26 protein-coding genes are annotated in these 22,774 nt (G+C 67.5%); 14 read left to right on the forward strand and 12 right to left on the reverse strand.

Features of this window, described 5'->3' with window-relative positions; genetic code table 11:
- Positions 1–2 precede the first annotated feature (2 nt).
- A complete protein-coding gene (locus ACXJKM_RS26710) occupies positions 3–644 on the forward strand; it encodes a histidine phosphatase family protein (protein WP_056194488.1) in 642 nt (213 codons plus the stop codon).
- A gap of 156 nt (positions 645–800) precedes the next feature.
- Positions 801–1,799, forward strand: coding sequence for a porin (locus tag ACXJKM_RS26715; RefSeq protein WP_457356194.1), 999 nt, complete (start codon positions 801–803; stop codon positions 1,797–1,799).
- Between the two features lie 69 nt (positions 1,800–1,868).
- Here ACXJKM_RS26715 and ruvB read toward each other — a convergent pair whose 3' ends face one another.
- Genes ruvB through ACXJKM_RS26735 form a run of 4 tightly spaced genes read right to left on the reverse strand, consistent with a single transcriptional unit; the run spans position 1,869 to position 5,547 of the window.
- Positions 1,869–2,927, reverse strand: coding sequence for a Holliday junction branch migration DNA helicase RuvB (gene ruvB, locus ACXJKM_RS26720; RefSeq protein ID WP_457356195.1), 1,059 nt, complete (start codon positions 2,925–2,927; stop codon positions 1,869–1,871).
- Positions 2,924–3,493, reverse strand: coding sequence for a Holliday junction branch migration protein RuvA (ruvA, locus tag ACXJKM_RS26725; protein ID WP_457356196.1), 570 nt, complete (start codon positions 3,491–3,493; stop codon positions 2,924–2,926). Before ruvA ends, ruvB begins: the two co-directional genes overlap by 4 nt.
- A 27-nt stretch (positions 3,494–3,520) precedes the next feature.
- Entirely contained in the window at positions 3,521–4,174 is a 654-nt protein-coding gene (locus tag ACXJKM_RS26730; RefSeq protein WP_056194361.1) for a response regulator, read from the reverse strand.
- A gap of 14 nt (positions 4,175–4,188) precedes the next feature.
- On the reverse strand, positions 4,189–5,547 hold the full coding sequence (locus ACXJKM_RS26735; protein WP_056194359.1) for a sensor histidine kinase: 1,359 nt from the start codon (positions 5,545–5,547) through the stop codon (positions 4,189–4,191).
- Positions 5,548–5,714: 167 nt separating this feature from the next.
- On the opposite strand from ACXJKM_RS26735, the gene ACXJKM_RS26740 reads away from it, so the two are divergent.
- The 3 genes from ACXJKM_RS26740 (at position 5,715) to ACXJKM_RS26750 (ending at position 7,994) form a co-directional block, all read left to right on the forward strand.
- The gene (locus ACXJKM_RS26740) at positions 5,715–6,683 is read left to right on the forward strand and encodes a PhoH family protein (RefSeq protein WP_457356197.1); all 969 of its coding nucleotides are present in this window, start codon (positions 5,715–5,717) and stop codon (positions 6,681–6,683) included.
- The gene (gene ybeY / locus ACXJKM_RS26745) at positions 6,680–7,123 is read left to right on the forward strand and encodes an rRNA maturation RNase YbeY (protein ID WP_457325632.1); all 444 of its coding nucleotides are present in this window, start codon (positions 6,680–6,682) and stop codon (positions 7,121–7,123) included. The genes ACXJKM_RS26740 and ybeY overlap by 4 nt, the downstream gene beginning before the upstream one ends.
- Positions 7,124–7,211: 88 nt before the next feature.
- A complete protein-coding gene (locus ACXJKM_RS26750) occupies positions 7,212–7,994 on the forward strand; it encodes a PEP-CTERM sorting domain-containing protein (RefSeq protein WP_056194351.1) in 783 nt (260 codons plus the stop codon).
- A gap of 7 nt (positions 7,995–8,001) precedes the next feature.
- Here ACXJKM_RS26750 and ACXJKM_RS26755 read toward each other — a convergent pair whose 3' ends face one another.
- Both ACXJKM_RS26755 and hemB read right to left on the reverse strand, forming a co-directional pair.
- Positions 8,002–9,108: a magnesium transporter CorA family protein gene (locus ACXJKM_RS26755; protein ID WP_056194347.1), complete on the reverse strand. Its 1,107-nt coding sequence runs from the start codon at positions 9,106–9,108 to the stop codon at positions 8,002–8,004.
- Between the two features lie 4 nt (positions 9,109–9,112).
- Entirely contained in the window at positions 9,113–10,129 is a 1,017-nt protein-coding gene (hemB, locus tag ACXJKM_RS26760; protein WP_457356198.1) for a porphobilinogen synthase, read from the reverse strand.
- A gap of 358 nt (positions 10,130–10,487) precedes the next feature.
- On the opposite strand from hemB, the gene ACXJKM_RS26765 reads away from it, so the two are divergent.
- From ACXJKM_RS26765 to ACXJKM_RS26790, 6 genes are read left to right on the forward strand one after another with little or no spacing between them, the layout of a single operon-like run.
- Positions 10,488–10,916, forward strand: coding sequence for a CopD family protein (locus ACXJKM_RS26765; protein ID WP_056194341.1), 429 nt, complete (start codon positions 10,488–10,490; stop codon positions 10,914–10,916).
- A gap of 8 nt (positions 10,917–10,924) precedes the next feature.
- Positions 10,925–12,025, forward strand: coding sequence for a VanZ family protein (locus ACXJKM_RS26770; protein ID WP_457356199.1), 1,101 nt, complete (start codon positions 10,925–10,927; stop codon positions 12,023–12,025).
- A gap of 14 nt (positions 12,026–12,039) precedes the next feature.
- Entirely contained in the window at positions 12,040–12,366 is a 327-nt protein-coding gene (locus ACXJKM_RS26775) for a (2Fe-2S) ferredoxin domain-containing protein (RefSeq protein ID WP_056194333.1), read from the forward strand.
- Positions 12,363–12,995: an alpha/beta hydrolase gene (locus ACXJKM_RS26780; protein ID WP_457356200.1), complete on the forward strand. Its 633-nt coding sequence runs from the start codon at positions 12,363–12,365 to the stop codon at positions 12,993–12,995. Before ACXJKM_RS26775 ends, ACXJKM_RS26780 begins: the two co-directional genes overlap by 4 nt.
- A gap of 21 nt (positions 12,996–13,016) precedes the next feature.
- Entirely contained in the window at positions 13,017–14,162 is a 1,146-nt protein-coding gene (locus ACXJKM_RS26785) for a D-alanyl-D-alanine carboxypeptidase family protein (protein WP_457356201.1), read from the forward strand.
- A gap of 7 nt (positions 14,163–14,169) precedes the next feature.
- Positions 14,170–14,454, forward strand: coding sequence for a DUF493 family protein (locus ACXJKM_RS26790; RefSeq protein WP_056194323.1), 285 nt, complete (start codon positions 14,170–14,172; stop codon positions 14,452–14,454).
- On the opposite strand, the gene ACXJKM_RS26795 is transcribed toward ACXJKM_RS26790, so the two are convergent.
- Positions 14,455–15,087 (reverse strand): tetratricopeptide repeat protein, encoded by a 633-nt coding sequence (locus tag ACXJKM_RS26795; protein ID WP_457356202.1) that lies wholly within the window; start codon positions 15,085–15,087, stop codon positions 14,455–14,457. It lies immediately after the preceding gene.
- A gap of 56 nt (positions 15,088–15,143) precedes the next feature.
- Here ACXJKM_RS26795 and lipB point away from each other — a divergent pair, with 56 nt between their 5' ends.
- Complete coding sequence (gene lipB, locus ACXJKM_RS26800) at positions 15,144–15,821, forward strand: lipoyl(octanoyl) transferase LipB (RefSeq protein ID WP_457356203.1); 678 nt, start codon at positions 15,144–15,146, stop codon at positions 15,819–15,821.
- A gap of 2 nt (positions 15,822–15,823) precedes the next feature.
- Positions 15,824–16,801: a lipoyl synthase gene (lipA, locus tag ACXJKM_RS26805; RefSeq protein ID WP_457356204.1), complete on the forward strand. Its 978-nt coding sequence runs from the start codon at positions 15,824–15,826 to the stop codon at positions 16,799–16,801.
- Here the strand turns inward: lipA and ACXJKM_RS26810 are convergent, their stop codons facing one another.
- Both ACXJKM_RS26810 and ACXJKM_RS26815 read right to left on the reverse strand, forming a co-directional pair.
- On the reverse strand, positions 16,802–17,785 hold the full coding sequence (locus tag ACXJKM_RS26810; protein ID WP_457356205.1) for an N-acetylmuramoyl-L-alanine amidase-like domain-containing protein: 984 nt from the start codon (positions 17,783–17,785) through the stop codon (positions 16,802–16,804).
- Between the two features lie 62 nt (positions 17,786–17,847).
- Positions 17,848–18,753, reverse strand: a complete 906-nt coding sequence (locus ACXJKM_RS26815) for a LysR family transcriptional regulator (RefSeq protein ID WP_457356209.1) — start codon at positions 18,751–18,753, stop codon at positions 17,848–17,850.
- Between the two features lie 99 nt (positions 18,754–18,852).
- Here ACXJKM_RS26815 and ACXJKM_RS26820 point away from each other — a divergent pair, with 99 nt between their 5' ends.
- Positions 18,853–19,734, forward strand: a complete 882-nt coding sequence (locus ACXJKM_RS26820; protein WP_457356206.1) for an alpha/beta fold hydrolase — start codon at positions 18,853–18,855, stop codon at positions 19,732–19,734.
- On the opposite strand, the gene ACXJKM_RS26825 is transcribed toward ACXJKM_RS26820, so the two are convergent.
- The 3 genes from ACXJKM_RS26825 to ACXJKM_RS26835 all read right to left on the reverse strand — a co-directional run bounded on the left by ACXJKM_RS26825 (position 19,706) and on the right by ACXJKM_RS26835 (position 22,741).
- Positions 19,706–20,191 carry a TlpA family protein disulfide reductase gene (locus ACXJKM_RS26825; RefSeq protein ID WP_082532494.1) on the reverse strand — a complete coding sequence of 162 codons (486 nt, stop codon included), beginning with the start codon at positions 20,189–20,191 and terminating at the stop codon, positions 19,706–19,708. The genes ACXJKM_RS26820 and ACXJKM_RS26825 overlap by 29 nt on opposite strands.
- A 22-nt stretch (positions 20,192–20,213) precedes the next feature.
- Complete coding sequence (locus tag ACXJKM_RS26830; protein ID WP_056194306.1) at positions 20,214–21,314, reverse strand: ATP-binding protein; 1,101 nt, start codon at positions 21,312–21,314, stop codon at positions 20,214–20,216.
- A gap of 188 nt (positions 21,315–21,502) precedes the next feature.
- Positions 21,503–22,741, reverse strand: a complete 1,239-nt coding sequence (locus ACXJKM_RS26835) for a CaiB/BaiF CoA transferase family protein (RefSeq protein WP_457356208.1) — start codon at positions 22,739–22,741, stop codon at positions 21,503–21,505.
- Positions 22,742–22,774 lie beyond the last annotated feature (33 nt).

Here is a 22,774-nt window from a genome sequence, read left to right on the forward strand (position 1 = left end):
TGATGGAAGAAGTCACTCGACTGATCCTGATCCGCCACGGTGAGACTGCCTGGAACCGCGCCACGCGAATCCAGGGGCATACCGACATCCCCTTGAGCCCGCTGGGTCTGGCCCAGGCTCAGCGCCTGGCCGAGGCCATGGCCGACGAGCCGTTGGCGGCCATCTATTCCAGTGATCTCAGCCGTGCCCGCCAGACCGCCGAGGCCGTGGCCGGCGTCCAAGGCCTGGCCATCCACTTCGACGCCGCTCTGCGCGAGCGCGCCTTCGGCCGGTTCGAGGGGTTGAGCTGGGAAGAGATTGATAGGGGTTATCCCGAGGATGCCGCCCGATGGCGGCGTCGTGAGCCCGATTTCGCCGTCGGCGGCGGCGAGAGCCTGACCGTCTTTAGCGCGCGCTGCGTCGCTGCGGCCCGCCGCGCCGCCGCGGCCCACCCGGGGCAGAGCATTGCGCTCGTCGCCCATGGCGGCGTGCTGGACTGCCTCTACAGGGCTGCGACCCGGTCCGCCCTGGACGCGCCGCGCAGCTGGCAGCTGGGCAATGCCACCATCAACCGATTGCTGGCAACAGCCGAAGGATTCACGCTGATCGGCTGGAACGACGACCGCCACTTGGCCGGGCTGAGCGCCGACGACATCGCGGCTTGATGCAGGCAGGGCGGGCTTTTCAAGGTCCCTAGGCCCACTGTTGCATCCACGCGTCGCTGCGGTCGGGCGCGGTAAAAGCCGCTCCTATACTGGCCGCCACTGGTCCTTCAAGGCAGGGCCCATGGCCCCGCCCAACCTCTCTACAAAGGCAAAACGATGAAGAAGATTGCACTCGTCGCCGCTCTGGCCGCTACCGCCGCCGCGCCGGCTTTCGCACAAAGCGTGACCCTGTGGGGCCGCCTCAACACCTCCGTGGAAAGCCAGAAGATCGGCTCGCAAGACCGCAAGGTCGCTGTGCAAAACAACTCGTCGCGCCTGGGCCTCAAGGGCAGCGAAGACCTCGGCGGCGGCCTGAAGGCTTCCTTCTCGCTGGAGCATGGTTTTGAATCGGATACCGGTGCTGCCAGCGCCGGCACGACCTTCTGGAGCCGCGCTTCGTGGGTCCAACTGGAAGGTGGCTTCGGCGGTATCCGCCTCGGCCGGTGGTTCCCGGGCTCCTACTTCGCCACGGCCGACTACGTGTCCATGCACAACCATGACACGGGCACCTCGACGGACGCGCTCTACGCGACGCACTTCGTGCGCAACAACAAGGTGTCTTACTTCACCCCGACAGCGGGCGGCTTCTCCGCCGAACTTTCGGCAGCCGCCGGTGAAAACGCGACCCCCCGCGCTTTCGACGTCGCAGTGAACTACGACATGGGCCCCGCCCACGCCGGTTTCGGCTATGAGAAGCACGGCGACTTCACCCAGATCGCCATCCGCGGCCTGTATGAGTTTGGCCCGGTGGTCATTGGTGGCTACGTCCAGCGCGCCGAGAACACCTTCGGCGCTGCCGGCAAGAAGAACTGGAACACCTTCCGCGTGTCCGGCATGTACGTCATGGGCCAGTCCGAGTTCCACCTGAACTTCGGCAAGGCTGACAACGTGCTGGTCGACGACGGCGCCAAGCAGCTGACGGTTGGCTACAACTACAACCTGAGCAAGCGCACCAAGGTCTACGGCTTCTGGACCAAGATTGACAACCAGTCCAAGGGTGCCTACGAGCCGAACGCTTCCATCGCGGTGGCCGGCTTCCCCCGCGTGGCTGGCGGTTCCATCGTTGGCGGCACGGATTTCAGCTCGCTGGCTGTTGGCGTCCGCCACAACTTCTGATCCTTCGGGACCGGAATACAGAAAGCGCCCCTCGGGGCGCTTTTTTATTGGCGCCTTGCGGCGCCGTTTTCATTCCCCGAACAGATCGGGTGCCGTCTTGCCGCCCGGTGGCGTCAGGCCCAGATGCCGGTAGGCCGCCAGTGTCGCGATGCGGCCGCGGGGCGTGCGCTGCAGAAAGCCCTGCTGGATCAGATAGGGCTCGATAACGTCCTCGATGGTGCCGGCTTCCTCGCCGATGGCGGCGGCGACGTTCTCCAAACCGACCGGACCGCCATCGAAGCGGTGCACGATGGCCTCCAGCAGCTTGCGGTCCATCAGGTCGAAGCCCTGTGGATCGACGTCCAGCATGGCCAGCGCCTTGTCGGCGATGCCGGCAACGATGCGGCCGTCAGCCTTGACCTCGGCGTAGTCGCGCACGCGGCGCAGAAGGCGGTTGGCGATGCGCGGTGTGCCACGCGAGCGGCGGGCGATTTCGAGCGCACCGTCGGCGTCGATGGGCGCGCCCAGCAAGCCGGCGGACCGCGTCACGATGCGCTGCAACTCGGCCGGCGTGTAGAACTCCAGCCGCGCGACGATGCCGAAACGGTCGCGCAGCGGGTTGGTCAGCATGCCGGCGCGCGTCGTTGCACCCACGAGCGTGAACGGCTGCAGGTCCAGCTTGATCGAGCGCGCCGCGGGGCCCTCGCCGATCATGATGTCGATCTGGTAGTCCTCCAGCGCCGGGTAGAGGATTTCCTCGACGACGGGGCTCAGGCGGTGGATCTCGTCGATGAAGAGGACGTCGTTCTTCTCGAGGTTGGTCAGTATGGCGGCCAGGTCCTTGGGCTTCTCCAGCACCGGGCCGGAGGTCTGGCGCAGGTTGACGCCCAGCTCGGCCGCGATGATGTGGGACAGCGTCGTCTTGCCCAGGCCCGGCGGGCCGAACAGCAGCACATGGTCCAGCGCCTCGCGGCGCTTGCGGGCTGCGCCGATGAAGATCTCCAACTGCTCGCGGGCCTTGACCTGGCCGACGTAGTCATCGAGATGCTTGGGCCGCAGTGCACGCTCCATCGCCTCCTCGCGGCTGGACTCGGGCGCGGCGCTGACGACGCGGGGCGCCGGAGCGAAGTCATCGGTCTGGATGCTCATGTCAGCTTCTTCAACGCCAGCTTGATGCCGTCGCTGACGCCGACATCAGGGGGCAGCACCTTCAGCGCGGCGGCGGCGTCTTTCTCGCTGTAGCCCAGCGCGACCAGTGCTTGCAGGATGTCGGCCTGCGTGTCGTTGGTGACGGCGGCGGGCAGAGCCAGGTCGGCGCCGAGCTTGCCCTTCAGCTCCAGCAGCAGCCGCTCGGCCGTCTTCTTGCCAATGCCCGGCACCTTGGTCAGCCGGCCCGCATCCTGGCGCGACACGGCCTGGGCGAGTTCTGAAACCGACAGGCCCGACAACAAGCCCAGGGCCATCTTCGGCCCGACGCCACTGATCTTGATAAGCTGGCGGAAGGTGGCGCGCTCTTCGTGGGTGAGGAAGCCGAACAGCTGGTGCGCGTCCTCGCGCACGGTCAGGTGGGTCAGCAGCACGGCCCGCTCGCCCAGGCCGCCGAGGTTGAAGAAGGTGCTCATCGGCACGTCCACCTCGTAGCCCACGCCCGCCACGTCGATGACGACCTGCGGCGGTGATTTCTCGGCGATGACGCCAGACAGTCTTCCAATCATCGGCCCATTATCTGGGCCGAAGGGCGATCAGTTCCTGCCGAACAACCCGAGTCGTTGAGCTTCCAGCGCCGCCTCGGCACGCGAGCTCACATTGAGCTTGCGGTAGATCTGCTTCACATAGTCGGCAATGGTGTGGCGGCTCAGGCCCAGCTGCACGCCGATCTCCGGCAGCGTGTAGCCCTTGGCCACGCGCAGCAGCACCTCGGTCTCGCGGTCGGTCAGCGACACCTCGTGCAGCAACGCCTGCGAACTGGGCTTTTTCTGAGCCGCGAAGTAGGCGATGACCTTGCGCGCGATGGACGGCGACAGCGGCGGCTCTCCGCCGCTCATGCGCTGCAGCTGCTCCACCAGCAGCTCGCGGGACTGTTCCTTCAACAGATAGCCGAAGGCACCGGCCTGCAAGGCAGGGAAGAGATGCTCGTCGTCGTCGTGGATGGTGACGATGACCGACTGCACTTCGGGCTGCTTCTCGCGCAGCGCCGCGATGACCTCGACGCCCGAACCGTCGGGCAGGCCCAGGTCCAGCAGGGCCAGCGTGAAGCGCTGGCCATTGACCAGGGCCAGCGCGTCCTGCACCCGCGAGCACTCGGTGATCTGGGCGTTGGCGAACACCTGCTTGACCAGCGCCTTGAGCCAGGCGCGGATCTCCGGGATGTCTTCGAGCAGCAGGATGTGGTTCATGGGAGCCTCGGCATTCAGAGCGGAATCGTCAGACGGATGACAGTACCCCAGCCAGGGCCGGATTCCACCAGGCATTGGCCATGCATCTGCTTGGCGCGTGATTTCATGCTCGCCATGCCGTGGCCTCTGTCCAACCTTCCGTCCAGTTCGGACGGAATGCCCTGGCCGTTGTCCTGGATGGTCAGGATGAAATCGCCGTCCTGTACCGCGCTCGAAATGGTCGCATGGGTGGCGCCGCTGTGTTTGATGATGTTGGACACCGACTCGCGCAGGATGCGCGTCGTCTGCACGTAGGAGCGGGCCTGGAAGGTGTGCTCGATGTCCTCGGCCGGCGACTTCCATTCGGCCAGGATATTGGCCTGGCCCAGGCGTGAAACGACCTCCGCGCGCCAGTCACCCAGGGCGTCGATGAGATGCACCGGCTTGCCGGTCAGGCCGCGCACCGACAGGCGCATCTCCTCCAGTGCCTCGCGCGCCAGCGTGGAGATACGGTCGGACTCGCTGGTGTGCACGATGGTCAGCAGCTTGGCGCCGAGATCGTCGTGCAGATCGGCGGCGATGCGCTTGCGTTCGCGCTCGGTGACCTGCTCGAGCTTTTGCTCGGCGAGCTGGGCGTGGCTGCGCTCGACCTCGGCGATGCGCTCGGACATGCGCTGCTCGATGGCTGCGATGCGCTTCTCGGCGTCCAGTCGCGCATGGGCGACGCTGTTCACCAGTTGCAGTCCCAGGCCCAGCATCAGCACCGGCAGCATCAGGTTCAGCCAGGGTGCGGCGGATGACCACAGCGGTTCACTGGCAGCGGCCAGCAACCGCTCGGCGACCAGGGCAGCCATGGTCGGCAGCAGCAGGGCGGCCATCAGCACGAACTCCCGCGACAGGGCCTCGTCGGCGCTCGTCTTCAGGCGCTCGCGGCGCAGCCACAGCGCCCAACCCATGGCGGCCACCAGCTCCAGGCTCAACACCGCCTGCCAGACCGAGCCGAGGATGCCGACCTGGCCACCCGCGAGCAGCAGGCTGGCCGGCACAACGAGGCATTGGATCAACAGCGCATGGTCGATCCAGCTGCGTTTCCAGTTCATCTGCCGCAGCAGGTATTGAACGCCGCACAGCACGAGCAGGGTCAGCAGCAGCGGCCGCAAGCCCGCGGCGCTGGGGGCGGCGGCGGCGCGCAGCACGACCCAGCTCAGCATCATGCCGATGAGAAAACTCGCCGGCCGTTCGCGGTGGTGCAGGCTGGAGACGAGGCCGATGACGGTCGCCATCAGGGCCAGCATGGCAGCAAGCCAGCCGCGCAAGGTGGCCGTCCAGTCCGGCCCGGCGAAGCCTTGAGCCTGCGCTACGGCCGGGCAGAGCAGGGCGGCTGAAAGCAGCAAAAAAAGAGGCAGGCGCCGAGCCCTGGAGGCCCTCGGCGCAATCGGTGACGTCATGGAGCGGCATTGTGCGTGAGCGCCTGTTCTGCGCAGGCCGGGAATGCACCAGCCGGCCAGCCTCTTTGCACGGAGCCGGCGACAATCCCCGTCCACTTCTTTTCAGCCCCATCGTGATCCTGCGCTTCACCCTTGAACCGGTCGACAACACGCGCCTGGCCCGCGTCTGTGGCAGCCTGGACACCCATCTGCGTGAGATCGAGGCGGCCATCGGCGTGAAGATCTCGCGCCGCGACGCCGAGTTCCGCGTCGACGGGCCCAAGACAGCTGCCGAGCGCGCCAGGACCCTGCTCGAAGGACTTTACGAGCGCGCCAGGCGGCCGCTGTCAGCCGAAACGCTGCAATTGGCCCTCGTCGAGGCCAAGGCGCCAGATCCTGTTTCGGCCGCCAGTCCGGGCGACGGCGATGCGCTGGTGCTGCGTACCCGCCGCGCCGACCTGTCGGCCCGCACACCGCGCCAGCACCAGTACCTGCAGCAGATCCTGTCGCACGACATCACTTTCGGCCTCGGCCCGGCGGGCACCGGCAAGACTTTCCTGGCCGTGGCGTGTGCGGTGGACGCGTTGGAGCGCTCGACGGTGCAGCGGATCATCCTGACCCGGCCCGCCGTCGAGGCCGGGGAGCGCCTGGGCTTCCTGCCCGGCGACCTGACGCAAAAGGTCGACCCCTATCTGCGCCCCCTGTACGACGCCCTCTACGACCTGCTGGGCTTCGACCGGGTGACCAAGGCCTTCGAGAAGGGCCAGCTCGAGRTCGCGCCGCTGGCCTTYATGCGCGGSCGYACGCTSAACCACGCCTTCGTCATCCTCGACGARGCGCARAACACSACGCCCGAGCAGATGAAGATGTTYYTGACSCGCATCGGCTTYGGCAGCCGCTGCGTCGTCACCGGCGACACCAGCCAGATCGATCTGCCGCGGGGCACGCAGTCCGGCCTCATCGACGCCGAGCATGTGCTGGCCCGGGTCAAGGGCATTGCGATGACGCGCTTCACAAGCGCCGACGTCGTTCGCCACCCGCTGGTGGCGCGCATCGTCGAGGCCTACGAAGCGCGCGCCAAGCGCGAAGCACGCGACCTATGAAACCAGAGCTGAGCCTGTCCCTGCAATTTGCCGACCCGCGCCACCGCGCGCTGCTGCCGCGCCACAAGGTGCAGCGATTCATCCGCGCGGCGCTGGAGCTGCCGGGCGAGATCGCCGTGCGCATCGTCGACGCCGAGGAAGGGCAGGCACTGAACCGCGAGTACCGTGGCAAGGACTACGCCACCAATGTGCTGACCTTCGACTACGCTCACGAGCCCGTCGTCGGCGCCGACCTGGTCATCTGCGCGGAGGTCGTCGAACGTGAGGCGGCCGAGATGGGCGTCCCGCTGCTCGACCACTACGCCCACATGCTCGTGCACGGCACCCTGCATGCCCAGGGCTATGACCACGAGGCCGACGACGAGGCCGAGGCGATGGAAGCGCGCGAGGCAGAAATCCTGACCGGCCTGGGCTTCTCCGACCCCTACCGACGCGGCTGAGGCTGCAACCCCTTCTAGGGGTATTTCGCTGTGGAAACCGGCGGCGGTGGCGAGTATTTTTGTACTTCGCCTGTCATCGGAGGCTCCCATGCTGAAGTCGATCCGCGCCCTTGCGACCGCCGCCGCGCTGATTTGCGCAGGAAGCGCGGGCGCCGTGTCGATTGCCGGCGTCGACATCCCGCTGGGCCAGATCTTCGCGGTCACCCAGACCTACCAGAACGTGCCACTGGCCGTCGGCGACACGCTGAGCGGCTACGGCAAGATCGATTCCATCAACTCTGCGGCGGTCTCCGGCCTGTGCTCGGGCTGCGAGCTGACGTACGTCTTCGGCGGCTACGCGGTCTCGTCGATCAGCGCCAGCGAAGTGCGCTTCAGCGGTGGCTGGCTCAAGGTCTATGCCGGCTTTGGCGCCAACAACGACTTCACGACCGGCAACGCCGGGGGTTCGGCGGGTGACCTGGCCGAAGCGTCCAATGGCACGCTCTTCCTGTCCCTCATGGGCCATGCCGTCGACGCCGCAGGCAACACCTTTATCGCCACCGGCCTGGGCATCGGCACGGCCAGCCCGACCGGCTTCAGCACGGGCCTGCTGGATGTGGACACGGCGGCCGGCGGCGCGGCCAACGCCTACTTCAACAGCAATGGCGTGGCGGCCCTGTTCGGTGGCGGTGCGGCCGATGCGCAGCTCGGTTCTTCCTTCTCCGCCCTGGCGCCGCTGTATCCGTCCGAGTGCCCCGGCGGTTCGGCCTGCCTGCGCGGAAGTTCCAGCGTTCTTGCAACGGTGGCAGCCGTGCCCGAGCCCGAGACGGCCGCATTGCTGCTCGGCGGCCTGGGCGTCATCCTGACGGTGGCGCGCCGCCGCCTGCGCTGAGGTCGACCTACCGGCTGCTGCTCAGGTAGCGCTTGCGACGGAACAGGAACCAAAGCCCGAGCGCCACGGCCAGCATCAGCAGGGCGGCATCCCAGAAGCCGTTGGCGTTCTTGATCAACGGCATCCATTCGAAATTCATGCCGAAGATGCCGGTGATCAGGTTCAGCGGCAGGAAGATGGCCGTCAGTACCGTCAGCGTGCGCATGATGCTGTTGGTGCGATGCCCCAGGGCGCTGAAGTGCATCTGCACGGCCGACTCGGCCGAGGACTCCAGCCGGCGCACATGGGTCAGCACCCGCTCCACATGCTCCAGCACGTCGCGTGAGCGCACCCGCAGCAGCTCACGCTCGCGCGTCACCTGCGGGTCGCCGTCGACCGGCCATTCGTCCAGCGCGTCTATCCACTCCTGGATGGCTGCGCGCTGGTCTTCGCAGGTGTCCTCCAGCCGGTGCAGGGCATCGCGGCTCTCCAGCAGCAGCGGCCAGTCATCGAACTCGCTGCTCTGGTCCAGCAGCACGCGCTGCAGCGTGCCGAGCTGGCGGGTCAGCAGGCGCCGCAGCTCCAGATAGCTGTCCACCATGTGGTTGACCATGCGCAGCATCAGGTCGGCCGGGCTGGCTGGCAGGCGGGCGCCGCCGCGTGCGTCGCGCTTCTCGCGGCCTTCAGTCAGGCGGTCCAGCTTCTGGGCGAAGAACTCGCGCACCTGGCAGTCGGTGGGGTGCACAGTGATCAGCACACGGTCGAAAACGGCAAAGCCGACCGGACTGGTGTCGATGGCCCGCAGTGCTCGCTGCGCCGAGGCCAGCGTGCCGTGCTCGTCATCGACGAAGAGATCCTGGCTGCCCGGCGCCGCGGCGAGGCGGCGGAAAACCAGCATGTCGTACCAGGACGTGTAGTCGAAATGCGAGGGCAGCTGGTTGTTGATCAGATCTGACACATGCAGGTCGACGATATTGCCGCAGCCCCACCGCGCCAGTGCCTGTTGCACGGCCGGCTCGCCCACTTCGAACTCGCGCCGGCCATAGCCCACCCACAGGAAGCCACGCTCCGGCAGCGCTTCGGGCAGGGCCGCAAGCTCGCGAAAACTGTCGGTCTCGATGTGGAAGACCCGCACCGGCTCAACCCGCTTTCAGCAGCCGCGCGGCGTCCAGCGCGAAGTAGCTCAGCACGCCGTCGGCGCCCGCGCGCTTGAAGGCCAGCAGCGACTCCATCATGACGGCGTCATGGTCCAGCCAGCCATTGGCCGCGGCGGCCTTGACCATCGCGTATTCGCCGCTGACCTGGTAGGCAAAGGTCGGCACGCGGAACTCGTCCTTCACGCGGCGCACGATGTCCAGGTAAGGCATGCCGGGCTTGACCATCACCATGTCGGCGCCCTCGGCCAGGTCCAGGGCCACCTCGCGCAGGGCTTCGTCGCTGTTGCCGGGGTCCATCTGATACGTCTTTTTGTCAGCCTTGCCGAGGTTGGCAGCCGATCCCACCGCGTCGCGGAAGGGGCCATAGAAGCTGCTCGCGTATTTGGCGCTGTAAGCCATGATGCGCGTGTGAATGTGGCCTGCGGCTTCCAGCGCCTGGCGGATGGCGCCGATGCGGCCGTCCATCATGTCACTGGGCGCAACGATATCGACGCCGGCATCTGCCTGTACCAGGGCCTGTTTGGCAAGGATCTCGACGGTCGGGTCGTTGAGGATGTAGCCGGTCTCGTCGATGACACCGTCCTGGCCATGGCTGGTGAAAGGGTCCAGGGCCACGTCGGTCAGCACGCCGAGTTGCGGGAAATGTTTTTTTACCTCGCGCACCGCGCGCGGCACCAGGCCGTTCGGATTCAGTGCTTCCGCGCCGTCAGGCGTCTTCAGCGCGGCGTCGATGACGGGGAAAAGGGCGATGACGGGCACGCCCAGTTCGACGCACTGTTCGGCCGTGCGCAGCAGGTGATCCAGGCTCTGGCGCGACACGCCGGGCATGGAAGCCACGGCGTCCAGACGGTTCTCGCCCTCATGGATGAAGACGGGGAGGATGAGGTCGCTGGCACTCAGCGCATGCTCACGCACCAGGGCGCGCGTGAAGGCGTCGCGGCGCAGGCGGCGCGGGCGCGCCGCAGGGAAGGCGGAGGGAGAAAAAACGTAGCGGGCCAAGTCGAATCCTCAGGCTGCGGGGGGTGCGGCCCGGCGCGTGATGGTTGACACATCCAGACGTCATTTATTCCTGACGTCACCGCTCAAGCGCGCTAAACTTGTTTTTGAATGATAGCCGCAAGGTGGTCGTTCCCTGCTTTTCCTCCCTGAGCAGGAGCCTTAGCGTGATGACAGCGATAAGGCTTTCTCGGCCCCGGTCTTGAACCGGGGCTTTTTTTTGGTGTTCACCGGACTGTTGTGTCGCGGAGCGACCCAACCCGCACCTTCGTGCGGTGTGCCTGCGGCCCATGTCCGACTCTCCCCCAAGCCCGTCCGCGCTGCGGCCGTGCTTGACGCCGGTGCTGCCCATAATGGCTGCATGCTCTGGGTCAAAGCCTTTCACATCGTCTTCGTCGCCGCCTGGTTTGCCGGCCTTTTCTATTTGCCGCGCATCTTTGTGAACCTGGCCATGGTGCCGGCCGACAGCCATGCCGAACGTGAGCGCCTGCTTTTGATGGCGCACAAGCTGCACCGCTTCAGCAGCATCCTGATGGGCGTGGCCCTGCTGCTCGGCATCTGGGTGCTGGTGGGCTGGGGCGCCAGCCGCTTCGCCGGCAGCTACTGGCTGCACGTCAAGATGCTGCTGGTCGTCGGCGTCATCGGCTATCACCACATGAACCGACGCCTGCTGCGCAGCTTCGAGACGCTGTCCAACAAGCGCAGCCACCGCTGGTTCCGCGTCTACAACGAGACGGCCGTGCTGCTCTTCGCGGCCATCGTCGTGCTGGTGACCGTCAAGCCCTTCTGAGGTCGGAAGTGCGTCGCCGTCAAAGCTCCGCCACCTGGCTGTTGTTGGCCCATATGGGGCTGGTCACCTATGCCAGCCTCTACCCCTTCTGGCCCTGGCGCTGGCCGCCCGGCATGGGCCTGCCCTGGTTGTTCAGCCTGCCCTGGCCGGCCCGCTTCTGGGCCTTCGACGTCGAGGCCAACCTGATTGGCTACATCCCCCTGGGCCTGCTCGGTTTTGCTGCGGCGATGCGCTCGGGCTGGGGGGTGCGCGGCGGGCTGCTGCTCGGCCTGCTGCCCGGGCCGGCGCTTTCGTTTGCGATGGAGACCCTGCAGTTCTTCGTGCCGGGCCGCGTGCCCTCCCTGTCTGACTGGGTCCTGAACTCGGCCGGCAGCCTGCTCGGTGCCGCCCTGGGCCTGGTGCTCAGCGCCCTCGGGGGCCTGGAGCGCTGGGAGGACGTGCGCGACCACTGGTTTGGCGCCAGCAGCGCACCGGCCCTCGCTCTGCTGGCGCTGTGGCCGCTGGCACTGCTGTACCCGACGCCGCTGCCTTTCGGCCTTGGTCAATGGCTGCCCTGGTGGCGGGGAATGTTGCTGGATGCCCTGACCGGCACGCCCTGGGCGCTGAACTGGGGCGACGCGGTCACCGTCGAGCATGAGCTGCCGCCTGGCCTGGAGGCGCTGGCCATCGCCCTCGGGCTGCTGGCGCCGGTGCTGTTGATGATCACCGTCGCTCGCTCCGGCCTGCGCCGGCTGGCGCTGGCCGGGGGGGCGGTGCTGCTGGGCCTGCTGGGCACGGCGACGTCAACCGCGATGGCCTTCGGGCCCGACCATGCATGGGCCTGGCTCAGCGATGCCACACGCCCCGGCGTGGGCCTGGGCGTCGTGCTGGCCTTGGTGGCCTGCTTGCTGCCCTCGCGTGTCGCGGCGGCCCTGGGCCTGTTCGTGCTGTGCGCCTTGATCGGCCTCATCAGCTTGGCGCCCAGCGACCCCTACTTGGCCTTGAACATGCAGGCCTGGGAGCAGGGCCGCTTCATCAACCTCTATGGGCTGACGCGCTGGGTGGCCTGGACCTGGCCGTTCATCGCCCTCGTCTGGCTCGCCGCCCGGCTGGTGCAAAAGCCCCAGTGAGACAATCCGCGGCGATGAGTTACTACGAGCGCCACGTCTTCTTCTGCCTGAACCAGCGCACCAATGGCGAGGCCAGTTGCGCTGACCATGACGCGCAAGGCGGCTTCGACCACTGCAAGTCGCGCGTCAAGCAACTCGGCCTGGCCGGCAAGGGTGGCGTGCGCGTCAACAAGGCCGGTTGCCTGGACCGCTGCGCCGGCGGCCCGGTGGCTGTCGTCTACCCGGAAGCCATCTGGTATTCCTGGGTCGACAAGAGCGACCTGGACGAGATCGTTGAGCGCCATTTGCGCGACGGCCAGGTGGTCGAGCGCCTGGTGCTGCCGGATTCCGTCGGCCGATGAATTCGCAGACCGAGAAGCGCCTCGTCCCCGGCCCGGCCGGGCAGATTGAAGTTGCAATCGACCTGCCGCCTGGTTCCAATTCAGGCACACCGCCGCCGGGCACGGCCCTGATCTGCCATCCCAACCCGACCCAGGGCGGGACCATGGACAACAAGGTCGTGCAGACACTGGCGCGGGCTTTCATTCAACTCGGCTGGCGGGCCGTGCGCTTCAACTTCCGTGGCATCGGCCAATCGGCAGGTGGCTGGGACGAAGGCCGTGGCGAAGTTGATGACGCGCTGGCCGTGCTCGACGCTGTTCGCGCGCCCGGCGAGGCATTGATCCTGTCTGGCTTCTCCTTTGGCGGCTACGTGGCCTCCCGCGCTGCCCAACGCCTGGCCGAACCGGCCCGGCGCCTCGTCCTCGTCGGCCCGGCGACCAGTCGTTTTGACACCGCCCCGGTGCCTGCCGACACCGTGGTCATCCATGGCGAGGTCGACGACGTTGTGCCGCTCGCCGCCGTGCTCGACTGGGCGCGGCCGCAAAGCCTTCCCGTGACCGTCGTCCCCGGCGTGGGCCATTTCTTCCACGGGCAGTTGCCGCTGCTCAAGTCCCTTGTGGTGCGCGCGTTCGATCCCACGAAGATCTAGTCGCTGCGTCTGAACAGATCCATGAAACGACTGCTTGCTTTCCTCCTCGCCGCGCTCTCGCTGACTGCCCTGGCCCAGGCCCCCCAGCCACCGGAAATCGCGGCGCGCAACTATGTGCTGATCGACCTGACCACGCACAAGACCCTGGCCGAGCGTGATGCCGACACGGCCAATGACCCAGCGTCCCTGACCAAGCTGATGACGGCCTATGTCGTCTTCGGCGCGCTGCGGGAGAAAAAGCTGACGCTGGAGCAGACCCTGCCCGTGTCCAAGCGCGCCTGGGACGAGCGCAAGGGCGATCCTTCGCTGATGTTCATCGACACGACGATGACGCCCAAGGTCGATGAGCTGCTGCACGGCCTCATCATCCAGAGCGGCAACGACGCCGCCGTGGCCCTGGCCGAAGGCGCGGCCGGTTCGGTCGAGAACTTCGTGCAGCTGATGAACCGCCAGGCCCAGGCCTGGGGCTTGAAGAACACCGAGTTCAAGAACGTGACCGGCACGTCCGAGCCCGGCCACAAGAGCAGTGCGCGCGACATCGCGGTGGTGGCTTCACACATCATCACGGACTTCCCCGAGTACTACGTCTACTACTCGCAGCGCGACTACACCTTCAACAAGATCCGCCAGGACAACCGCAACCTGCTGCTGCGTCGCGACCCGACGGTGGATGGCATGAAGACCGGTTTCACCGAGGCCGCCGGCTACTGCCTGGTGTCCAGCGCCAACCGCGATTTCCCCAACGGCAAGCGCCGCCTGTTGTCCGTTGTCATGGGCACGGCGTCAAAGGAAGCTCGCGCCAGCGAGAGCCAGAAGCTGCTGAACTGGGGCTACACGGCCTTCGATGCGGTCAAGATCTTTGACGCCGGCAAGGCGATTGCGACCGTGCCGGTCTGGAAGGGCGAGGCCAAGGAAGCCAGGCTCGGTGCGGCTGACGCCATCTTCGTCGCCGTGCCGCATGGCGACGGCACCAAGCTGCAAACCCAGGTCGAGCGCACCGACCCCCTGGTGGCGCCGCTCAGCAAGGGCCAGCGCGTCGGCACCCTGCGCGTGACGACGACGGCCGGCGCGCCGGTGGCCGAGGTGCCGCTGATCGTGCAGGAAGCCGTGCCCGGCTCCGGCCTGCTCGGTCGTGCCTGGGATTCGCTGCGCCTGTGGATCAAGTGAGGTCACGATGAACCTGCCGCCCGACATTCCGCCCGAGCAATCGCTCATCGAATACCCCTCGCAGTTTCCGATCAAGGTCATGGGCGCCCATGTCGAGGGCTTCGTCGAGGCCATCGCCCATGTGGCGCGACAGTTCGACCCAGCCTTTGATGCCGCCACCATCGAGCAGCGCCCGAGCAAGGGCGGCAACTACCTCGGCCTGACCATCACCATCACGGCCACCAGCCGCGAGCAGCTAGACGAGATCTACCGCACGCTGACCACGCATCCCATGGTCAAGGTCGTGCTCTGATCAGGTCGCCGCGTCGCCGGCCTGCATGGCCTTGATCTTGGCCTTGGCCGCGTCGTCGCCGTTCTTGGCGGCGATGTCGTACCAATAGCGCGCCAGGCGCGCGTCGGCCTCGACGCCCGACCCCGTCTCGAACATCGACGCGACGATGTATTGGGCGCCGACGTCGCCTGCCTTGGCCGCTTCCAGATACCAGCGGTGGGCCTGGGCCAGGTCCTGGGACCGGCCGCGGCCGAGGTAGTAGCAGGTGGCGGTGGCGAGGGCGCCGTCGCCGTTGCCCTGCTGCGCGGCGCGCTCAAACCAGCCGCAGGCGGCCTTCGCGTCGGGCTTGCCGTGGCGGCCCTGCTCGATCATTTCGCCCAGCGCGTTCTCGGCCAGTGCCAGCTTCTGCGCCGCCGCACGCTGCAGCCACTGCCAGGCCTTCGCGTCGCTGGCGCCGGGCAGCTCCTTGCGCAGATTCATCATCGCGAGGTTGAACTGGCCCAATGCCTCGCCGCGTCGGGCGGACTCGGCAAAGCCCTGGGCCGCGGCCTTGAGGTCGCCCTCGTCGTAGGCGGCCAGCGCGTCGGGCAGTGAGGCGGCCCGGGCCAGGGAGGCGGTGAGCAGCAGGGCAACGGCAATCAGTGGCGTCTTCATCGGGTCGAGTCGTCCTGGCTAAGCGAAGGCTTACAGTGGCTGCCTATGATGCCCGCATGATCGTCAAGACCCTCGGGCGGGTCGATTACCTGCCCACGCTGGAGGCCATGCGCGCCTTCACGGCGGCGCGCGACGCAGACACGCCGGACGAGCTCTGGCTCTGCGAGCACCCGCCCACCTTCACCCAGGGCCTGGCCGGGAAGCCCGAGCACCTGCTGCTGCCCGGCGACATTCCCGTCGTCGCCACCGAGCGCGGTGGCCAGGTGACGTATCACGGCCCCGGCCAAGTGACGGCCTATCCGCTGGTCGACCTGCGGCGCCTTGCCATCTTCGTCAAGGAATACGTCTTCCGCCTGGAGACGGCGATCATCCAGACACTGGGCAGCTATGGCGTGACCGGCCTGCGCGTCGGCGGCGCGCCCGGCATCTATGTGCGCCCGGCCGACCCTGGCAGCCATGCGGCCCTGGCCGGCCCGGCCGATCCGGCGGACGCCTTCAAGGGCCTGGCCAAGATCGCCGCCCTGGGCATCAAGGTCAGCCGCCACTGCACCTATCACGGCCTTGCGCTCAATGTCGCGATGGACCTGGAACCCTTCCTGCGCATCAACCCGTGCGGATACGAAGGCCTGGAAACCACATCCCTCGATAAACTCGGGGTTTTCACCGACTGGTCGACCGCGGCCGGGCGGCTCGCCGAGCGGCTCTCGGCACAATTTGAAGTCTCGACGCCTTGACCATGTCCGACACGACCACCTACGACCCGACGATCAAGCAAAAGGCCGAGGCCAAGACCTCCCGCATTCCGATCAAGATCGTGCCGGCCGAGGTGCTGAAGAAGCCAGACTGGATCCGCGTCAAGGCCGGCTCGCCGACCACCCGCTTCTACGAGATCAAGCAGATCCTTCGTGAGCACAAGCTGCACACGGTCTGCGAGGAAGCCAGCTGCCCCAATATCGGCGAATGCTTCGGCAAGGGCACGGCCACCTTCATGATCATGGGTGACAAGTGCACGCGCCGCTGCCCGTTCTGCGACGTCGGCCACGGCCGGCCCGACCCGCTGGACGTCGACGAGCCGCTGAACCTGGCCAAGACGATTGCGGCGCTGAAGCTCAAGTACGTCGTCATCACCAGCGTCGACCGCGACGACCTGAAGGACGGCGGCGCCGGCCATTTCGCCGAATGCATCACACGCGTCCGCGAGCTGAGCCCGTTGACGCAGATTGAAGTGCTGGTGCCCGACTTCCGTGGCCGCGCCGATCGCGCGCTGAACATCCTGAAGGCCGCGCCGCCGGATGTGATGAACCACAACCTGGAAACCGCGCCGCGCCTGTACAAGGAAGCGCGCCCGGGTTCCGACTACCAGTTCAGCCTGGACCTGCTCAAGCGCTTCAAGCAGGAAGTGCCGGGCGTGCCGACCAAGAGCGGCATCATGGTCGGCCTGGGCGAGACGGACGACGAGATCCGCCAGGTCATGCGCGACATGCGGGCGCACGACATCGACATGATCACCATCGGCCAGTACCTGGCGCCGTCCGGTCACCACCTGCCGGTGCGCCGCTATGTGACGCCTGACGCCTTCAAGCAGTTCGAGAAGGAAGCCTACGAGCTGGGCTTCACGCACGCGGCCGTCGGCGCCATGGTGCGCTCCAGCTACCACGCGGACGAGCAGGCCCACGCGGCGCTGAACCCGACGGTCAGCCCGACGGCGGCCTGATCAGGAGCGCCCAGGGCGGGGCTGGGGCGCCATTGGCGGCACTTCTGGCGCCTCGTTCAGGCGCAGGAACTTGAAGCCCGCCAGCTGCGCCTTGTTCTGCCCCGCCTGGCGCGCATCGCGTTCGGCCATGCGGGCGATGAAGCCCTGCAGCGTCTCCTCGCGCACCTGCGGCTCGGCTGAATGCAGCAGGCGACGGGAGCCATCCGCGCCGGTGACGATGAGGCCGACATGCGATGCCCAGGACTCGCCGCCGCGGCTGGAGATGACGTTGACGAAATCGCCGTCCTGCAACTGGGCCTCGACAGCGGCCGCGTCCTGCTTGGCAACGTAGACATCGTCGAAGTTCTGCACCGGGATGTCGCGGCGGATCTTGAACTGCTTGAGCAGGAAGGCCTGACGGTCGATGCGCTGGCGGTAGGGCTGGGTCGGCGCGCCCAGGGTGGCGGTGACGTCCTGCACCAACCAGCGGTTGGCGACATTCCAGTCGGCTTCGGTGTAGTGGTTGCGCGTGGCGGTGCCGATGACCCCGTCGCGGTAGCGGATGCGCTGCAGCATCCAGAAGAACTCTTCCCAGGATGCGCTCAATGCCATCGCATAGGTATGTTCCACGAAGACGACGCAGTCGCTTTTGCTCAGGTCGAACAGCGGCTGGGCGTCGTAGGTCTCGTAGGGGAACTCGCCCAGCAGGAAGAGCTCGTAGGGCTGGCCGATGTTTTTGCGTGCCAGCGCCGCGATGCGCTGGCGCAGGGCCGGCTGGTCCTGCTGTTGCCAGGCCAGGTAGCGGCCCAGCTCGCGCGGCTGCATCTGGTAGAGCGGCTTGTTGAGCAGGCTGGCCAGTTCGGTGGCGTCCAGGCTGGCGCGGCGAGCGGCATCCAGCTGTGTGGCCGTGGGCTCGATGCGGGGTGGCGACGGTGGCGGCGGGGGCTGGTGGGCGCAGCCAGCCAGCAGCAGGGATATGGCGAGGGCGGCAAGCGTCTTTTGCATCGCCGCAGTGTCAGTCCAGCGGCGCCTCGGTGGTCATGAGAGCTTGTGGGACGTCCATAACGTCAGGATTCGCCGGCCTGGGCGCGCAGCGCCTCGATGAGTAGGCGCGTCTTGCGAGGTGGCTGCTGGGCGGCCGGATAGAGGGCGTGGATGCCGCCTTCGGGCAGATGCCAGCCCGGCAGCAGGCGCACGAGGCGGCCGGCGGCGAGGTCGTCGGCAACGAGATAGTCCGGCAGCATGGCCATGCCGCCACCCGCCAATGCCGCGCTGCGCAGGGCTGAGGCGGTGTTGAAGGACAGCACGGACTGCAAGCGCACCGCCTGTTCGGCCTCGCCGTCGGCGTTGAAGCGGCATTGCAGCGGCTGGGGAAGCACGGTCAGCGCAATCAGCGGCAGGGCTGCCAGCTCGCCCGGATGAGCGGGTGCGGCGCGTCCCTCGAGCAGGCTCGGGCTGGCAACGACGTAGGCGCTGAAGGACCGGATGCGCGTCGCGCGCAGCTCGGAGTCGGCCAGTTGGCCGATGCGGATGGCCACGTCGATCTGCTCGGCCACAAGGTCCAGCAGCCGGTCGACAGCCAGCACATCGATCTGCAGTTGCGGGTGGCGCTGCGTCAGTGCGACGGCGACGGGCGCCAGCACGCGCTCGGCATAGTCCACCGGCGCCGTCACGCGCAGCCGGCCACGTGGCTCGGCCGTGTTTCCGGCGGCAGCGGCGATGGCCCGCTCGGTGTCGGCCACGATCTGGCGCGCAGCATCGAAAAAGCCCTCACCCGCCTCGGTCATGCGCAGGGAGCGTGTGGTGCGCAACAGCAGGCTGGCGCCGACCTCGCGCTCCAGGCGCTGCATGTGGGCGCTGACCATGGTCGTCGCGATACCCAGCCGGCGAGCGGCTGCGCTCAGCGAGCCGGTTTCGACGACGGCGACGAAGACGGCCAGGCGGTTGAGGTTGACGTTGGCGAGGGCGTTGATGGCCATCTTCCACTCAAAGTGCAAGGTGTTTGCAGGATAGCGCGGCTACCGGGCGGTCTGCCCGGAAAGCACACTGGAGCCATCCCAGAGGAGATCGCCATGAATCACCCCATCTTCCATCGCAACATCCAAATCGACGGGTTGAACATCTTCTACCGTGAGGCCGGCCCGGTGGATGCGCCGACGTTGCTGCTGCTGCACGGCTTCCCGTCATCGTCGCGCCAGTACGTCAAGCTGATGGAGCTGCTGGCGGATCGCTACCACCTCATCGCGCCCGACTATCCGGGTTTCGGCCTCAGCGACGCGCCGCCGGCCGCCGAGTTTGGCTACAGCTTCGACCGCCTGGCCGATGTCGTCGAGGGGTTCTGCGAGGCGCTGGGCCTGGACCGCTTCGTCGCCTACCTGTTCGACTTCGGCGCGCCCATCGGCCTGCGCATTGCCGAGCGCCACCCAGAATGGATTGCCGGTCTCGTCATCCAGAACGGCAATGCCTACGAGGAGGGATTGAGCGCGATGGCACGTGACATGGTTGCGCTGCAGCCCGGCCGGCCAGGTGCCGTGGAAGCCGTCACGGGCATCCTGACGGCCGAGGTCACGCGCATGCAATACGAGGGCGGCACCCGCGAGCCGGCGCGTATCGCCCCCGAGGGCTGGCTGCTGGACCAGCATTTCCTGGACCTGCCCGGCCGCAAGGCCATCCAGGTGGACCTGGCGCTGGACTACCACCGCAACGTGGCGCGCTACCCGGCTTGGCAGGCCTGGCTGCGCGAACATCGGCCGGCGGCGCTGATCGTCTGGGGTCGCAACGACGCCTTCTTCCCGGCGGCGGGCGCCGAGGCCTATCTGCGCGACCTGCCCGAGGCCGAGCTGCATCTGCTCGACACGGGGCACTTCGCTTTGGAGGAAGAGGTCGATTTCATCGCGGCGCGCATGGCCGTCTTCATCGACGGGCTTACGCCTCAGCCAGCAGCTGCTCGATGAGGCCGTGCAGGGCGGCGAAGTCGGGTTCGCCGACAAAGCGCTTGACGATCTCGCCGCGCTTGTTGATGAGGAAGGTGGTCGGCGTCATCTGCACCGAGCCAAAGGCCTGGGCGACGCTGCCGGTGTTGTCGATGGCCACGCCAAAGGGCAGCTTGCGCGTCTCGGCGTACTTGGCGACGAAGGCCGGTGGGTCGTAGCTCATGGCCACGGCGACAGTGTCCAGGCCGCGGGCCTTGAACTTGTCGTGGGTGGCCACGATCTGCGGCATCTCCTTCACGCAGGTCGCGCAGCTGGTGGCCCAGAAGTTGACCAGCATGACCTTGCCGGTCCAGTCCCGCGAGCTGGCCTTCTGGCCGTTCAGCAGCACATAGTCGACGGCGGGTGCCTGCTCGCGGGCACAGCCCGTCAGCGCGGCGGCGCAGATCAGGGCAGAGGCAAGGGCGCGGCGGGTCAGCATGGCCCGGATTCTAGAGAAGCCGCTAAACCCTTTTGGCCAGCTCGAACATCAGCAGCGAGGGCAGGGCGTCGGGCAGGTGGCGGCGCGAGATGCGGGCCACGCCGTCACCGGTGGCGGTGGACAGCTGGGTGCGGTGCTCGCCATCGAACATCTCGACGAAGGCGAAGTCCGGCGCGTCGCGCATGACGCCGGCGATGAGCTGCAGCAGCGGCTCGCTCATCTGCGCCGCGTCGAACAGCATGGCGTGGGGCAGGCCCTCGCGGCAGAACTGCTCGGCCTCGGCCACGCTGCCGACCACATCCACCAGCATGCCCATGTGGCGCACGGCGGCCTGGGCCTCGGTGCGCATGTCGCGGTGGGCCGACACGATCAGCAACTGGCAGCCCGCCAGCGGCCGCGAATTGCCGCCCATGCGTTCGGCCTCGGCTTCCAACCGGGCATTGGTGCTGTCCGGCGGCGGCGCTTCGTCCGGCGCGAGCTGGTTGAACTCCAGCGTCAGCAGCGTGATGCCGGCCTCCTGCTCGCGCAGTGGCAGCACACCCAGCGTGATGGCCGTTTGCTCCAGCAGCCGCCAGGCCAGCGAGTCCAGCCCGGGCGTCGGTGCGTGCGGGTCGGCGTCGTCGCTGAGCAATTCCAGCGAGCGGTGGGCGAAGCGGCAGCTCAGGCGCGCCTTGACCGGCCAGGGCGTCAGATCCAGTCGCAGGTCGACGGAGGAGTGCGTATTGGCCAGCGCCCAGTCCATCAGCGCATTCAGCAGGCCGAAGAGCAGGGCGCCGTCGGCCCAGATCTCGACGGGCTTGAGCGACTGGCGAACCTGCACGCCGCGCGCCTGGGTCTCGCGGCTGCGCTGGGCGAGCACGCTGCGCAGCATCTGCGTCAGGTGCTGGCGCTCGCGGTTCAGGCGCAGGCGGCCGGAGGCCAGCCGGGAGAGCTGCTGGCCCAGCATGCCGGCCGTGCGAGCGTCGTCCACGCTGCGCTTCAACAGGCGCAGGCCGCGGCGGTCGATCTGGCCGGTGGTGGCGAGGTTCTGGATCTGCTCCAGCGCCGCGCTCAGCGGCCCGGCGATCTCGGCGCCCAGCTGCTGGACGATGTCCGCCCACTGGACCGGTGAAGGCTCAGGCATGACATCGTTGGCGGCACTTGCTGGCGCGGAAGAAGGCGGTGTGGACATGACCCGGTGGCTGCGGACCCGAGGCGGATGGTTCTAGGTGGTTGGCCCGCCTCGGTGCGTGAGCGCATGCTGCGGACAGCGCGCCGCCATCTCCATCCCCCACCCAGGGGGAAACCCTGGGTTTGGGGGTGGGTTAGCCCTCACGCAATGACACCACTGTTGCGCCAGTTTGTGATTTCTTCCGCAGAACAGCCGGCTTCTTGCAGCAACTCGTCGCTGTGCTGGCCGAGCAGCGGCGGCGCGAACCGATAGGCCACGGGTGTGGCCGACAGCTTCATTGGGCTGGCAATGAGGCGCAGATCGGGCGTCAAGGGATGGGGCATGGCAACCACGGCACCGCGAGCTTGCGCTTGCGGGTCGGCGAGCGCCTCACCAATAGAGTTGATCGAGCCACAGGGCACCTTGGCAGCCTCCAGCGCCGCGAGCCAGTCGGCGCGAGGGCGCTGCCGCATGGCTTCCTCCAACTGAGGCACGAGGAGGGCGCGGTGGCGCACGCGCTCGGAGTTGGTCGCAAAGCGTGGGTCGGTGGCCCATCCCGGCTGGCCGGCGATGTCGCAGAACTTGGCGAATTGGCGGTCGTTGCCGACAGCCAGGATCAGATAGCCGTCGCTGGCCTCGAAGACCTGATAGGGCACGATGTTCTGGTGGGCGTTGCCCATGCGGCCCGGCGCCTTGCCGCTGCATAGGTAGTTGCTGCCGAGGTTGGCCAGCATGGCGAGCTGGGTGTCCAGCAGGGCCATGTCGATGACCTGGCCCTGGCCGGTGGCATCGCGGTGGCGCAGCGCGGCCAGGATGGCGACGGTGGCATACATGCCGGTGAACAGGTCGGCCACGGCCACGCCCACCTTCTGCGGCCCGCCGCCGGGCAGGTCGTCGCGCTCGCCGGTCACRCTCATCARCCCGCCCATGCCCTGGACGGCGTAGTCATAACCGGCGCGCTCGGCATAGGGGCCGGTCTGGCCGAAGCCGGTGATGGAGCAGATGACGAGGCCGGGGTGCTCGGCGAGCAGGGTTTGCGCGTCCAGGCCATAGCGAGCCAGGTCGCCGACCTTGAAGTTCTCCACCAGCACATCGACCTGGGCCGCCAGCTTGCGGACGATGGCCTGACCTTCGGGCGTGGCCAGATCCACGGCCAGCGAGCGCTTGTTGCGGTTGGCGCCGAGGAAGTAGGCGGCCTCGGACGTGTCCTGGCCGTCGGCATCCTTCAGATAGGGCGGGCCCCAGGCACGTGTGTCGTCGCCACTGCCGGGGCGTTCGATCTTGATGACGTCGGCGCCGAGGTCGGCCAGGGTCTGCGTGCACCAGGGGCCGGCCAACACGCGTGACAGGTCCAGTACGCGCACGCCGGACAGCGCCTGAGGGGCTTGGGGAGAGGGCATTTCTTGCATTGCGGAATTGTCCTCGGGCCGCTG

The organism is Roseateles sp. P5_D6 (assembly GCF_054049415.1).

Excerpts from the sequence above, each read along its gene's own strand:
- lipA (WP_457356204.1), top strand. The coding sequence starts at position 15,824 with ATGTCCGACACGACCACCTACGACCCGACGATCAAGCAAAAGGCCGAG.
- ACXJKM_RS26750 (WP_056194351.1), top strand. The coding sequence starts at position 7,212 with ATGCTGAAGTCGATCCGCGCCCTTGCGACCGCCGCCGCGCTGATTTGC.
- ACXJKM_RS26820 (WP_457356206.1), top strand. The coding sequence starts at position 18,853 with ATGAATCACCCCATCTTCCATCGCAACATCCAAATCGACGGGTTGAAC.
- lipB (WP_457356203.1), top strand. The coding sequence starts at position 15,144 with ATGATCGTCAAGACCCTCGGGCGGGTCGATTACCTGCCCACGCTGGAG.
- ACXJKM_RS26775 (WP_056194333.1), top strand. The coding sequence starts at position 12,040 with ATGAGTTACTACGAGCGCCACGTCTTCTTCTGCCTGAACCAGCGCACC.
- ACXJKM_RS26830 (WP_056194306.1), bottom strand. The coding sequence starts at position 21,314 with ATGCCTGAGCCTTCACCGGTCCAGTGGGCGGACATCGTCCAGCAGCTG.
- ACXJKM_RS26790 (WP_056194323.1), top strand. The coding sequence starts at position 14,170 with ATGAACCTGCCGCCCGACATTCCGCCCGAGCAATCGCTCATCGAATAC.
- ACXJKM_RS26785 (WP_457356201.1), top strand. The coding sequence starts at position 13,017 with ATGAAACGACTGCTTGCTTTCCTCCTCGCCGCGCTCTCGCTGACTGCC.
- ruvB (WP_457356195.1), bottom strand. The coding sequence starts at position 2,927 with ATGAGCATCCAGACCGATGACTTCGCTCCGGCGCCCCGCGTCGTCAGC.
- ACXJKM_RS26730 (WP_056194361.1), bottom strand. The coding sequence starts at position 4,174 with ATGAACCACATCCTGCTGCTCGAAGACATCCCGGAGATCCGCGCCTGG.
- ACXJKM_RS26780 (WP_457356200.1), top strand. The coding sequence starts at position 12,363 with ATGAATTCGCAGACCGAGAAGCGCCTCGTCCCCGGCCCGGCCGGGCAG.
- ACXJKM_RS26710 (WP_056194488.1), top strand. The coding sequence starts at position 3 with ATGGAAGAAGTCACTCGACTGATCCTGATCCGCCACGGTGAGACTGCC.
- ACXJKM_RS26795 (WP_457356202.1), bottom strand. The coding sequence starts at position 15,087 with ATGAAGACGCCACTGATTGCCGTTGCCCTGCTGCTCACCGCCTCCCTG.
- ACXJKM_RS26825 (WP_082532494.1), bottom strand. The coding sequence starts at position 20,191 with ATGCTGACCCGCCGCGCCCTTGCCTCTGCCCTGATCTGCGCCGCCGCG.
- ACXJKM_RS26715 (WP_457356194.1), top strand. The coding sequence starts at position 801 with ATGAAGAAGATTGCACTCGTCGCCGCTCTGGCCGCTACCGCCGCCGCG.
- ybeY (WP_457325632.1), top strand. The coding sequence starts at position 6,680 with ATGAAACCAGAGCTGAGCCTGTCCCTGCAATTTGCCGACCCGCGCCAC.
- ACXJKM_RS26810 (WP_457356205.1), bottom strand. The coding sequence starts at position 17,785 with ATGCAAAAGACGCTTGCCGCCCTCGCCATATCCCTGCTGCTGGCTGGC.
- ruvA (WP_457356196.1), bottom strand. The coding sequence starts at position 3,493 with ATGATTGGAAGACTGTCTGGCGTCATCGCCGAGAAATCACCGCCGCAG.
- ACXJKM_RS26765 (WP_056194341.1), top strand. The coding sequence starts at position 10,488 with ATGCTCTGGGTCAAAGCCTTTCACATCGTCTTCGTCGCCGCCTGGTTT.